This window comes from Aureibaculum luteum (assembly GCF_003449015.1).
GTDB lineage: Bacteria > Bacteroidota > Bacteroidia > Flavobacteriales > Flavobacteriaceae > Aureibaculum > Aureibaculum luteum.
The window spans coordinates 422,964-437,411 of the sequence record NZ_QRGD01000001.1; the positions used below are offsets into that span (position 1 = coordinate 422,964).

Consider the following 14,448-nt stretch of genomic DNA (forward strand, 5'->3'; position numbering starts at 1 on the left):
ATTATGAAGAAGAGAATCTTTTTTTACACATTTGTTGCAGCTCTAGGGGGCTTGTTATTTGGATATGATACTGCAGTAATAAATGGGGCTCTTCCATTTTTTACGGATTATTTTCAATTAACAAACTCCATGCAAGGATGGGCTGTAAGTTCGGCATTAATAGGTTGTATCGTTGGAGCTTTTTTTATTGGTCGCTTAGGTGATAAATATGGAAGAAGAAGTATGCTAAGGGTTATGGCTTTATTCTTTCTAATTTCGGCAATTGGATCAGGTTTAGCAGATAGTTTGTCAATATTTGTTGTCTATAGATTTTTAGGAGGTATTGCTATTGGTGGTGCATCGGTACTTTCACCAATGTACATTACTGAAATTGCACCACCAAAATATAGAGGAAGGCTTACAATTACATTTCAACTTTCAATAGTTTTAGGGATTTTAGTAGCATTTTACGCAGATTATTTATTGTTAGATATAGGTGAAAATAACTGGCGTTGGATGTTTGCTTCCGAAGCGATACCAGCATTTTTGTTTTTCGGGTTACTATTTTTTGTTGGTAGAAGCCCACGTTGGTTAATTGCAAAAGGAAAATTGGCAGAGGCAAGAGAAGTTATTATTAGTGTAAATAATGTTGCTGATGTAGAAAGTACTTTTACAGAAATAAAAGAATCTATTAATACGGATAAAGTTGAAAGCGGTAAAATATTACTTCAAAAACCCTATTTTAAATTGGTAATTATTGGAATTCTTATTGGGATGTTCAACCAATTTACAGGAATTAATATTGTAATGTATTATGCTACAGATATTTTTAGAACTGCAGGTTTCTCTACGGAATCAGCTATTGGTCAAACTGTTTTAATTGGGATTACAAACTTAGTATTTACCTTAATTGCAATGCAATTAATAGATAAAATAGGACGAAAAATCTTACTACTTATTGGCTCTATTGGAATGGCATTATTTTTAGGAATCTTTTCATTTTTCTTCTTAACTGGAACTATGAATTTTGTCCTAGTAATTTGTTTAATCGGTTTTGTTGCATTTTTCGCAGCTTCTCAAGGTGCTGTAATTTGGGTGTTATTTTCTGAGATGTTTCCAAATAATATTAGATCAAGAGGTGTTGCAATAGGTACATTTTCACATTGGTTTTTTAACGGGTTAACATCGTTTTTGTTTCCAATTGTAGCGGGTGCCTTTACAAATGGAATGGGAACAGGTTACATTTTTGCATTTTATGCTGTAGCAACATTAACAAGTTATTTCTTTTATAAAAAATATCTAATTGAAACGAAAGGAAAATCATTAGAACAGATAGAAAAAGAATTGTTTAAAAATGAAACTAAATAATTTCACACAATGAGTTTAATAGAATCTTATTCAGTAAAAGAAGCTGGTTTTAATCCCTTTTTAATTAGAGAAGGGTGGCAGATTGCTCAACTCAACTTTTTTGAAGAACAGCATATAAATAATATAAATAAAATGGAAGTTCATCATGATACAGATGAGGTTTTTATTTTATTGAAAGGAAAAGCAGTTTTAATTTCAGGTGCAATTAAAGATAATGTTATAAAATTTTCAGCAGATATAGTGAAACCTTATGTTGTGTATAATGTGCCTAAAAATGTATGGCATAATATAGCCATGGAAGAAGGATGTAAATTACTAATTGTAGAAAAATCTGGTACACATGTTAATGATGTTGAGTATATGCCATTAAATATTGCACAGATAAATGATTTAAAAATTGAAGCTAAAAAATATTAAAAGAGAAATTATGGGATTGTGGAATAACGATAAGGAATTATTTGAAATTGCCAAAAAAGAATTGTTTACGGCTTTAGTGGGCGATGTACTTGATAAAATGGGATACTTACATCAGTTTCTTTCCCCAAATATAAAACCGTTAAGAAAAGACATGGTTATTATTGGGCGAGCTATGACAGTACTTGAAGCTGATGTTTTTTCAGAATCAGCTAAACAAACCAATAATCCAATAATGACAAAACCATTCGGAATTATGTTTGAAGCTCTAGATAGTTTAAAGGAAAACGAAGTCTACATATGCTCCGGATCATCTCCTAGATATGCCTTATGGGGTGGATTAATGAGCACAAGAGCTCTAAAGTTAAAATCTTCAGGAGCTGTGGTTGACGGATATTCAAGAGACTCAAATGAAATAGAAAAACTAAATTTTCCAACTTTTTCATTAGGCACCTATGCACAAGATCAAGGACCTAGAGGTAAAGTAATTGATTATAGAATACCTATAGAATTTAATGGGGTTCACATAAATCCGGGAGATATTGTATATGGAGATAGAGATGGTGTGTTGATTATTCCAAAAGATGCAGAAATTGAAGCGTTTGAAGGTGCTATTGAAAAGGCAAGAGGTGAAAAATTAGTACAAAAAGCTTTAGAGGCGGGAATGAGTACCGTAGAGGCATTTAAAAAATTTGGAATTATGTAATTTCTTAAAACACCAATAATATGGACGGAATAAATTTAAAAGGAAAAAAAGCATTAGTAACAGGTGGCTCACAAGGCATTGGGGCTCAAATTTGTAGAGAATTAGCTTCACATGGTGCAGATGTTTTTATCAATTATTTTACAAATAAAGAAAAAGCTGAAATTTTAGCCTCTGAATTAAGAGAAACTTTTAACGTAAACGTATGTATCGGTGTTGCAAATGTCTCAAAACCGAATGAAGTTGAGGCAATGTTCCAACTTATGGATAAAAAATTAAATGGCATCGATATTTTAATTAACAATGCTGGTTCAGAAAGCAATAGCCATATTTTAGATTTAGATGTTGATGAATGGGATCGTGTAAATAATATCAATTTAAAAGGACCTTTTTTATGTGCACAACAAGCCGGTAGAAGAATGGAAAAATCAGGTGGTGGTGTCATTATAAATATTTCTTCCATTCATGATACTGTCCCAAGGAAAGGTTTAACGCATTATTGTACTGCTAAAGGAGGCTTAAAAATGTTTACAAAATGTTTGGCGTTGGAACTTGCTGAAAGTAATATTAGAGTGATTTCTGTAGCTCCAGGAGCCATTGAAACAGAAATGAATCGTAAAGAAATTGCAAATTTTGGTGTAGATAAATTTCAAGGTTGGATACCTCAAGGAAGAATTGGAAATGTAAAAGATGTATCTCCAACCATTGCGTTTTTATGTTCGGATATGGCAAGTTATATGACTGGAATTGATATATATATTGATGGAGGTTATATGCAATCAACCATACCTTATGATCCTCGTCCTCCTAGAAAAATTTAAGTTTTGATATAAAATTAGAGAACCATAAAATGATAATATCGACTTTTTTCATCGGCAGTTATACACAAATGCTAACCCCCGAAATAAACGGTTTTGGAGATGGTATATCCACAATCCAACTCAATAATATTACGGGTGAATTAAGTGTTCTTCATACGATGAAGACGATTAATCCAAGTTATTTAGTAATCAGTGAGGATGGTAAATTTTTATATTGTAATACAGAGGTTGGTCTAGATAAAATGCCAAAAGTTCAGGCATATCAAATCAATGATGACTTTTCATTAGAATTTTTGAATGAACAACTCATTTCAGGAGGGTATCCTTGTCATATTGAAAAATTGGATAATAATATTTTCGTAGCCTGTTATGAAACAGGAAACATACTTCAATTTCCTTTAGACTCAATTGGAAAACTTTTAAAATGTACCAATAATTATCAACACACAGGGGTAAGTATTAATAAAGAACGTCAGGAAAGTACTCATGCACATCAGGTCGCTATTCATCCGAATAAAAAAGAAGTTTATGTTTGTGATTTAGGTATTGATAGCATTAAAGCCTATCATTTTAATGGGACTAAACTTATAGCTGAACCAAACTATGATACTAAAGTTTCTATGGGAGGTGGTCCTAGACACATGGTATTTAATAAAAATGGAACTTTAGCATATGTTTTAAATGAATTATCTGGCGAAGTTTCAGTCCTGAAATTTATTGAAAATGAATTTCAGCAGATTAGTACATATAGTTCTATACCACCTAATTTTAAAGGTATTCCAAGTGCTTCCGCCATAAGAATTCATCCAAATCAAACTTTTTTATATACTGCTAACAGAACCTTAGACGCCATAACCGTTTTTAAAATAAACAATGAAAAATTAGAAGTAGTTGAATATAAATATACCGAAGGAAATGAATTAAGAGAATTTAATATTTCTCCCAATGGAAAATGGTTAATTGCCTGTCATCAAAACTCTCATGACACAGTTGTATATAAAGTACAAAATGATGGGAAATTAATCGAAAAAAATAGAACAAAAGCAATAAAAACACCAGTTTGTGTTGTTTTTTGAAACAGTTGACGTGTTGCAATAAAATTAATTAAAACATATTTAAAAAGATGAAATTAGGATTCGGTTTATATAAACACATGCTAAATACCCAGCACTATAATTTTGCCAAACAATGTGGAGCCACACATCTCGTAATTCATATGGTAGACTATTTTGGCCACAACAAGGATAATGCAGACCAGCCTATTGGAGGTAAGGATGGTTGGGGAAAGGCAGGTAGTCCTTGTGATATCTGGTCATTCGAAGATCTTATGTCCATTAAAAAAGAAATCAATGATCACGGGTTACAGTTAGAGGCTATTGAGAATTTTGACCCTGCCCATTGGCATGATATCTTATTGGATGGCCCAAAAAAAGAGCTTCAAATGGAAAACTTGAAGCAACTTATCCGCAATGTGGGTAAAGCAGGAATACCCATTTTTGGTTATAATTTTTCATTAGCAGGGGTTGCGGCAAGAAACCAAGGGCCTTACGCTCGGGGAAAGGCCGTTTCTGTAGGTATGGATGGTGGAGATGATACACCCATTCCCAATGGTATGGTTTGGAATATGATTTATGACGAAAACGCCCCAGAAGGTACTTTGCCAAAAATCGACCATGATGAACTGTGGAATCGCCTACAGTATTTTCTGAATGAGATCCTACCGGTTGCCGAGGAAGCAGGTGTGAAAATGGCAGCCCACCCAGATGATCCACCAATGCCCTATGTTCGCAACACACCAAGATTGGTTTATCAACCTGATATGTACCAGAAATTGATAGATATGACACCTAGTCCATCAAATAATTTGGAGTTCTGTTTAGGTTCCATTGCCGAAATGACCGAGGGCGATGTTTATGAGGCAACGAATACGTATAGTAAACAGGGTAAGATTGGTTATATCCATTTTAGAAATATCATAGGGAAGGTACCCAATTACAAGGAGGTATTTGTGGATGATGGTGATATTGACATGTTCAAAATCTTAAAAATCCTTAAGAAAAACAATTTTGACGGCGTATTGATCCCTGATCACACACCGCAAATGACCTGTGATGCCCCATGGTATGCCGGAATGGCTTATGCTATGGGATATATGAAAGCCGCCATTTCTCTAGTTAATAATAAAAAATAAACAACACTTATGCATACTAATTTAGTCAAAATCGCTCTTTTATGTATTTTTTCGCTTAATCCAAAATTTGCACAAAAAAATGAAATTAATGAGGAAATAGTTACTGTTTATTCAACCTCCCTTGTAAAGCGAAACAACGGAAATCCGGTCCAGGTAGGTATTATTGAGATAACCGATGAGACTATTAAATCCATAAACATGGAACTACAATTTCCAGATAGAATTGAAAAATATCAATTTAAAGAACTAGATAAAAATCAGCATATTATTTCTTTTGAGTTTCCTGTTCTAAAAAAGCCTGTTAAGGTTAAGGTAAAAATAGCACAAAACGGATCTATAATCATGGAAAACACAATACAATTTCTGCCACCAAAAACATGGAAAATTTACGATGTACAAGTTTCACACCATGATTTAGGCTACGCTGATTATTACCAACTTATGCGGCGTGATGTTCGTGAAATGGGTATTGAAAATGCCATGGAATATTCCAGAAAAACAGATGGGTGGCCTAAGAATAGTCAGTTTCATTGGACGATTGAAACAAGCGAGCCAATGATTCAATATCTATCCGAACAATCAGAAGAGGTTTTAACAGAGTTGCTAGAACGAGTTAATAAAGGTCAAATTGCAATTGGCGGTGTACACAATTCTGTTTCTACAGAACATCTTGGATATGAAGCTATGGCACGATTGTTTTACACTCCAAACCGTTATGTTAGCGATTGGTTTACTACCAAACCATCCAAAACAGCTCTAATTACCGATGTTGTAGGGTTTACAAGGTCGCTTGCTATGTACAGCAAAGAGGCTGATATTCCATACTTTATGTTTGGACGTAATTCTACGGTAAAGTCTTTTGATAAAGCTGAAGATGCTGCAGCATTTTACTGGCAATCTCCCGATAAAGATTCTAAAATGACACTTAGTAAAGTTTGGCATTATTACTCACCTGACCGATTGATAAAATATGATACACGAGAAATTGCAGGACTTACTAGACGTTACGAAGCACACAAAAACTATCCATACTCTTGCATCCTTGCAGAAGATAGTTATGATTTTGGGATGCCAGATTTTAAAAATGTAGAAGCCATAAAAAAGTGGAACGCAGAGTATGCTAATCCCACAGTGGTATCTAGTACTTTTGACATGTATTTTGAGGATTTAAGTCGTCAACAAAACAAAGAATCCTTTCAAATTTTTGATCAAGATGTTCCGAATGCTTGGGCAGATGAAGATTTAACTGATGCCGAATATGCAGCAAAAGCAAAAAGATTAAACGCAAGTTTACCAACTACTGAAAAGTGGGCAACATTTGCTTCTGCTTCTGCTCCAAAAGCCTTTCCTTGGATAGATATTTACCAAGCCTACCACAGCTTATTAATGTGGGGCGAACATACTAACGGAGCACATTCTGAAGGCCCTGTTTTTTCACCACCATCATTAGACGACCAAACAGCAGCCAATATAACCTATTATGAACTAGAGCAGGAAATGCATCGTGATTTGGTTAGAGAAAGTAAGTTATTTCAAGACAAAGTAATAAAAGCTACTGAAACCCTATTTACTAAGCAAATAACTACAAAAAGTAAAAACACCTTAGTGATTAATAATCCGCTTGTGCGTAAACGTTCCGATTATGTATATTTTGAGATACCTAAAAATAAAGGCGTTCGAAAAATTATTGATAACACAACAGGTAAAGAGGTTGAATTTCAAATTGATGAAAATAATTTAGCATTCTTTTATGCTCAAGAAGTTCCGTCTCTAGGTTATAAAACCTTTACACTTCATTTAGATAACTCAAAAGCATCAGCAAATTTTAAAACGGAAACTTCCCCTAAAATTGAAAATGATTTTTACATCATAACATTTGATGCTAAATCGGGGGGTATTAAAAGTCTATATGATAAGAAGTTAAAACGTGAACTTATAGACCAAAATGCCAACTTTAAATTAAATGAATATTACTATGAGCGTTTTGAGAGTACCAATTATCAAGAAGGCTCCAAAAAGTATCAAGGTAAAAGTGCAACATTCAAAGTACAACGTGGTGCATTTGCCGACATTATTATTTCCAAAGTTGAAGCTGAAGGTTCTAAAGATATTGTACAAAAAGTAACCATTTATAAAAACAGTAATCAAATAGATTTTGAAGTTAGTTTTGATAAGGATTCCTCTGGCAGAACTTTGGATGATTATAGAAACTATTCGCCAAAAGGTAAAGAAGGTTTGTTTTACTGCTTACCATTCAATGTTCCAAACTTCACAATCAAACACGAGCTTGCAGGTGGAATAATGGAACCTATTGAAGACCAAATGGAAGGGTCATCAACCGATTATTATTCCATTCAAAATTTTTCTGACATTTCTAATAACGATTGGGGCATAACACTAGCGGTAAAGGATGTCGATTTAGTGGAGTATGGAAAACCTCGACCTGCCTATTGGAGTAAAGGTGATGATTATGAAAACATCATGAAAAAAGCTAAACATAGTCACTTCTACCTTTATTTACTTAATAATATGTTTTTTACCAATGTGAGACAATCACAACCTGGTCCGAAAAATTTCAAATGGTCTGTAAGAAGTCATACTGGAAATTGGAGAGAAGGTAAAGCGTATAATTTTGGACGTGATTTTGCTAATCCGCTAACTTCATTTATATCCGTTGGAAAAAAAGAAGGTGTATTGCCTTCAAAATCCAATTCTTTTATTGAATTAGATTCTGAAAGTATATTATGTTCAACAATTAAACCGGCTGAATCTAATGGAGAGGGGTACATTATGCGTTTTGTAGAGGTCAGTGGCAAAGAACAAATTGTGACTGTTAAGGCTCATTTTATAAAACAAATTGAAAAAGCTAATTTAACAAATTTAGTAGAGGTTGATCGTAACTACCCACTTCAATTACTTGGGGATAATAGTTTCAAATTTATAATCCCAGCATTTGGATTACGTACCATTCGTGTCGTCCCTGTTAAAAGTCAACTACCCGAAATCGTTAAGTTCATAGGAAGCTCACTATCAGATAGCAAAATAAATCTTACTTGGAATCTATCTTCATCAAAAAATAACGACATCTCTTATTATAAAGTCTTCAGAAGTAAAACCCCGAATTTCACAACTTCATTAAGAACGTTTGTGGACAATACCGATAAGCCTAATTTTATTGACGAACCTGTTCTGAATATTAGAGGTTGGCAAAACAATAAATTAGAACCTGAGACTTCTTATTATTACAAAGTTGAGGCAATAGGTAAAAACAATAGAGCTGGTAAAGTATCTTCTGAAATACGGGTACAAACGAAAAAAACAGAAGAAGTTAACGAAAAACCTAAAAAAGTGCTCGGTTTGGTTTCTACTTTGATAAGTGAAATAACAAACAATAATTATATAGGACTATACTTTTATACAAACATTGAAAAAGACATTAATAAGTATAACGTTTACAGAAGCACAGAAAAAGATTTTGTTCCTAATAAGACAAATATACTTGCGGAAATGGATGTAACGAAAACCTTCGAACATGTTACGCCTCATGGTTTTGCAAAAGCAACCCGCCAACTAAAAGAATACAACCGCCTTTTATTTGTTGATGAAGATATTCAGCCATTTACAACCTATTACTATAAAGTAGTCGCAGTAGATGATGCAGGACAAATTGGTGATTTCTCAAGAGAAGTGCACACTACTACAGGAATTGCCAATTTAATACTTGTAGGAGCATCCGGATTTAGAGAAAGTAGAGAGGTTTCATTTGAGAACCCAAATAATAATGATTGGGAAATAAGGTATACTAAAGATGGTAGCCTACCAACAACTAATTCCACGCTTTATACAGGGCCATTTGAAATAAATCAAGATGTAATGATTACAGGTTCATTATTCGAAATAGGAACTGATATAGGAGGAGGAACCGTTCATCGTGGTTTTCAAAAAGTAAAAAATTTCGAAGTGAGCTATGTTACAAAATATGACGAAAAATGGAAAAGTTCTGGAGATGTTGCACTAATTGACAACTACAGAGGAGATCTTACATTGGGTAATAATTGGCAAGGCTTTGAAGTAAATGATATGGACGTTACTATAGATTTAAAAAAAGCAACAGATGTGCAATCTGTAGCAGTATCTTGTTTGCAAAATTTTGGGACATGGGTATTTTTCCCTAATTATATAGAAGTATTTACCTCTGAAGACGGTGAAAATTTCAAATCGGAAGGACGCATAGAAACTATAAAAGAATGGCAGCGTTTAGTATCTAAACAAGCCGATTTAACGGTTTCATTCCCTATAACAAATTGCAGGTATGTTAGAGTTTTTGCTCAGAATATTGGATATATCCCGGAGTGGCATAACTTTTCTGGAGCCAAAGCATGGTTATTTGTAGATGAAATAATAATAAAATAAAGAATTTATAAAATGAATAATATGAAAGTTACAACAGTTCTTACAAACAAAGTAAAACATAATTCAAAATCGTTTCTCAACAACACATTGATTCTTGGTTTGTTTTTGTTAGCAATAAATCAAATATCTGCACAAAAAGAAATCACTCCCGCCGACCCTGAGTTTTATGCTATGGATAGGGAGCATATTGCTTTCGAAGACGAACATGTCATCTTAATAAATTATAGAGGTTCTGTCTCTCCAAGACAATATAGTGTAACCCAATTTACCAATGTACAGTTTTTACCCATTAGTAGCAGTCGTTATGAATTCAATTTAAACTTTTTTGATAAAAATACACAACGTTTAATCGAAGATGATGTGCCTACTAAGTGGAAATCTTGGATAGACGATAGTGGTAGTTACGACCCACTGGGTTCAAACTTCCGGCCTAATTCACCATCTATAATGGTAACACAAGATGAAAAGTGGCAACCAAACCAATACCATAGAACGGCTACCTTTCATAAAGAATATAATAAAAAATGGGCAAGTTTTGCTGCTGATAGTTGGACTAACGTTTCCTATGAAGATGATGAAGTTTTTATAAAACTAAAACTTACCAACAGAAACTCCAAAAACATGGAGATGACAATTATTCCAAATCAGGTAGCTGACCAATTGACTCGCCATTTTAAAGAAGGGAATACAAAGTCAAAAACTATTGATGCCTTTACTATTGGAAGTGAAATGGCTCATGCCCGTGTTTCTTCTTCCATACAAAAAACAAGTGATCAAGGTTTTGAAATAAGCATTGCTCCTGGAAAAACAGAAACGTACTATTTTGCTGTTAAATTTTTCGAACCAGATAATGGAACTCCTGAAATTTCTCAGTCAGATATTAAAGAACGTATGGAACGTGCTGATAAAAAAACACGTGAAATGTTAGCTTGGGCATACAATAAGCTTCCAAAATTCAAGAGTATGAACAAAGACCTTGAAAAGTATTATTACCGTTGTATTTTATCTGTATTAATGAGTCGTTATGAAAACCCTAACTATATATCAGATATATTTTGGGCCGTAGGTACATGGCCTTACACTATTAGTTGGGATACATCATATTCCTCTGATTTAATTGCTATGCTTGAACCAGAGAGTTTGAAAGCTGCTATTTTAACCGATTTTGAGCAAGTACAATTAAAAAGAACTTATGTAGGTTGGAACGGAGCACATTGGGATATTCTATACATTCAAGAACCTTTTGCACTTCAAATAATGATTGAAGCCTACATTAGACATACTGGTGACTATTCTATTTTTGATGAAAAAGCTGCTGGTGTTACTGTTTGGGAATGGATGCAACGCTGGGTAGACGAGCTGCAAGATAACTATACCAACGAAATAGGCCTAATTGACGTAGGCTACAATACCGAAAAAATTATTGAAATCCGAACCGATGGCTACAATCATGCGGTGCCAATTACGAATACTTTAACAATTGACTTATTATACACTATGTCAGATTGGGCAAAAAAACGCAATGAAAAAAAGATTCAGAAAACTTATTTTAATGATGCTGAAAAACTAAAATCATTGGTTAATAAATATATGTGGAATGAGGAACTAGGTTGGTTCGATAATTATTATCCTGACGGAACACGAGGCACTATTTGGACGTTTCATTTGTTCGATTTACTGGGGACTGATTTTCTTCCTGACCACCAATTATATCGTTTGGTAAGCCACTTACAAGAAGGTGAGTTTTTGGGAAAATATGGCGTTTATTCTATTGCTCGTAGAGATAAAGTGCATTGGGATTTAATTGACTCTGACTGGGGAGGTGGCGGACAATATGCCGGTATGCCTGGGCGTATTTCACGTAACTTGTACCAAAAAGGTTTTGCTGGTAAAGGTTGGGATGTACTAAAACGTAATATTAGATATGTAGACCATTTCCCATATCTGCCACAAAATCCAAGAATAGACATTCCTGAACAAGACCGTTCGTCAATGCCTTTAGAAATTTCGGCTGGTGCTGGAATGGAAGCTATTGTTTTTGGAACTTTTGGAGTTAAAATAGAACAAGACAAATTAACTATTAAACCATTTAATCACGAAGACATTGGTGAGGCGACACTAACTAATATCACATGGAAGGGCAGAACATTCGGGATTCAATTGACCCGTAAAACATTCTCCGTGTATGAAGGAGAAAAGTTGATGGCTACCGAATTTTATGGGGAAGAAGTGATTGTTCAATAAACAATTCAAGTACAGAAATTATAAATTATCAAAAATCAATACGATGAAAACCAAACATTTACCAATACTGTTATTGTTATTTATTTTGACGACTATGGTACAGGCCCAAGAAAATTATTTGGCGGGTTATGAACAAAAAATCAGTGGAACCGATTTTACGTATCACTCCCCTTTTTCCTATAGGGAAAATTGTCTTTTGACCAGAGCTCGGGCCGATGTACCTCCTATTACTTGGAAAACAGAAGCTGTACCCAATGATTATTCAAAAAAAACCGTATCGTTCATATGGTTGTATGGTATTGGTGCGAAGACGCCTTCCAATAAATTTGATCTTTATGTAAATAAGGAAAAAGTATTGACATTTTCTTCTCCCAACAAGAATGAGGAAGTACGGACCTTATCGGGTAAAGACGGGGCTCAACTGGTATTTAACCGCTCAATGGTAGATACGAACCGTGATGAAATGGGTACTGCGGTCTTAACTATTTCCAGGAACTATTTCACGCCAGGAAATGCTGTTGAATTAATGGTTGATGGTGTGGATAATCACAGCAATGATTGGTTTATGACCTTTGACAAGGTGCTGAGTGAAGACATCAAATCGAAACAGCTAAAAACGGTGACTAAAAAAGAGGGTTCGTTGTACCATACGGTCCGGTTTGAAATCGTGCATTTGAAAGCACCTACCAAGGCAAGAATAACCACTTCGGATCTTACACAGAAATTTGATATCAAAACGGGATTTAATGAAATTGATTTACTTATTCCTGCAGTAACAACTCCAACAAAGGTTGACGCGGAACTTCGTATGGGCAAAGTGAGGAAGCAAGTTGGTTTTAGGGTTGAACCTGTTAAGGAATGGACCATTCATTTAGTGCAGCATAGCCACACCGACATCGGCTATACAAGATCACAGACCGAGATTTTGACCGAGCATTTACGTTTTATTGATTATGCCCTTGATTATTGCGATCAAACTGATGATTACCCAAATGAAGCCAAATTTCGATGGACATGTGAAGCCGCTTGGACCGTTCGCGAATATTTGAAAAACAGACCAAAAGAACAAATAGACCGATTGCTACGACGAATTAAGGAGGGGCGGATAGAAGTGACCAGTATGTTCTTCAATTTTTCGGAGATCATAGATGAAACCGCTTTGGCCATGCAAACACAGGCACTGAACCATTTTAAGGAAAGGGGTATCGATGTAAACACGGCCATGCAAAATGATGTGAACGGCATAGGTTGGGCCATGATCGATCTGTACAAGAATACAGGCATTAAATACCTGACCATGGGACAGCATGGGCATAGGACACAGGTTCCTTTTGATAAACCAACCTCTTTTTGGTGGGAGTCTAACTCAGGTAATCGTCTCTTGGCTTATAGAAGCGAGCACTACATGCATGGCAATGCGTTAAGCTTAACCTCTGGGGAGTTAGATCAGTTTAGGACCAACTTATCCCAATACCTTGATGGACTGGAAGAAAAAGGGTATCCACATAACAGGACGGCTTTTCAATTTTCAGGATATGTTACCGATAATTCACCACCTTCCACCAAGGCATGTGATATTGTTAAAGAGTGGAATGAAAAGTATGAATGGCCCAAATTGAAACTTTCTTTGGCCAGTGAGTTCATGGTGTACTTGGATAAAAATAAAAGTGATGACTTGCCTGTTAAAAAAGAAGCGTGGCCCGATTGGTGGACCGACGGTTTTGGTTCTGCTTTTACAGAAACAAAAACGGCAAGAACGGTACATTCAAATATGATCGCAAATATGGGACTCTTGTCTATGGCCCAGTTCATGGGAACAAAACTACCGGAAAATATTACGGGCGATATTGAAAAAGCATATGATGAATTACTGTTTTATGACGAACACACTTTTGGGGCCGCAGAGAGTATAACGGATCCCCAAATTGAAAATTCCGTTATTCAATGGGGACAAAAATCGGCATATGCTTGGACGGCATTTAAGGAATCCAGTTTAATCCAAGAAAAGGCCTTGGGGTTAATTCAACAACACATCCCTAAAGCCAAAGAGCCTACCATAGCGGTTTTCAACACGTTGAATTGGGAACGCTCAGGATTGGTTAAGGCCTATATAGACCATCAGTTGTTACCATTAGGTAAATCATATAAAATATTGGATGCCAAAGAGAATGAAATTGCCGTGCAAAGGGTTTCAAGTAGGGCGGATGGCAGCAATTATCTGTTGTGGGTGCCCAATGTTCCCCCAATGGGTTATGCAACTTTCAAAATTGTTTTGGAAGAAGGGAAAAAGCTACAAAAACAAAACTAAGAAGTTG

9 protein-coding genes are annotated in these 14,448 nt (G+C 35.1%); all 9 read left to right on the forward strand.

Annotated features, from left to right (window positions below):
• The first annotated feature begins 3 nt into the window (after positions 1-3).
• The 9 genes from D3P13_RS01955 (at position 4) to D3P13_RS01995 (ending at position 14,441) form a co-directional block, all read left to right on the forward strand.
• The gene (locus D3P13_RS01955; protein ID WP_117879614.1) at positions 4-1,347 is read left to right on the forward strand and encodes a sugar porter family MFS transporter; all 1,344 of its coding nucleotides are present in this window, start codon (positions 4-6) and stop codon (positions 1,345-1,347) included.
• Between the two features lie 9 nt (positions 1,348-1,356).
• Positions 1,357-1,764, forward strand: a complete 408-nt coding sequence (locus tag D3P13_RS01960) for a cupin domain-containing protein (protein ID WP_117879615.1) — start codon at positions 1,357-1,359, stop codon at positions 1,762-1,764.
• Positions 1,765-1,774: 10 nt separating this feature from the next.
• Positions 1,775-2,467: an RraA family protein gene (locus tag D3P13_RS01965; protein WP_117880228.1), complete on the forward strand. Its 693-nt coding sequence runs from the start codon at positions 1,775-1,777 to the stop codon at positions 2,465-2,467.
• A gap of 20 nt (positions 2,468-2,487) precedes the next feature.
• Positions 2,488-3,285, forward strand: a complete 798-nt coding sequence (locus D3P13_RS01970) for an SDR family NAD(P)-dependent oxidoreductase (RefSeq protein WP_117879616.1) — start codon at positions 2,488-2,490, stop codon at positions 3,283-3,285.
• A gap of 29 nt (positions 3,286-3,314) precedes the next feature.
• Positions 3,315-4,361, forward strand: a complete 1,047-nt coding sequence (locus tag D3P13_RS01975; RefSeq protein WP_117879617.1) for a lactonase family protein — start codon at positions 3,315-3,317, stop codon at positions 4,359-4,361.
• Between the two features lie 47 nt (positions 4,362-4,408).
• A complete protein-coding gene (locus tag D3P13_RS01980; RefSeq protein WP_117879618.1) occupies positions 4,409-5,476 on the forward strand; it encodes a mannonate dehydratase in 1,068 nt (355 codons plus the stop codon).
• Positions 5,477-5,674: 198 nt separating this feature from the next.
• A complete protein-coding gene (locus D3P13_RS01985; protein WP_232829112.1) occupies positions 5,675-9,889 on the forward strand; it encodes a glycoside hydrolase family 38 N-terminal domain-containing protein in 4,215 nt (1,404 codons plus the stop codon).
• 21 nt (positions 9,890-9,910) lie between these two features.
• A complete protein-coding gene (locus tag D3P13_RS01990) occupies positions 9,911-12,133 on the forward strand; it encodes a glucosidase family protein (RefSeq protein WP_157972805.1) in 2,223 nt (740 codons plus the stop codon).
• A 43-nt stretch (positions 12,134-12,176) separates the two neighbouring features.
• Positions 12,177-14,441, forward strand: coding sequence for a glycoside hydrolase family 38 N-terminal domain-containing protein (locus D3P13_RS01995; RefSeq protein WP_117879621.1), 2,265 nt, complete (start codon positions 12,177-12,179; stop codon positions 14,439-14,441).
• Positions 14,442-14,448: the final 7 nt, after the last annotated feature.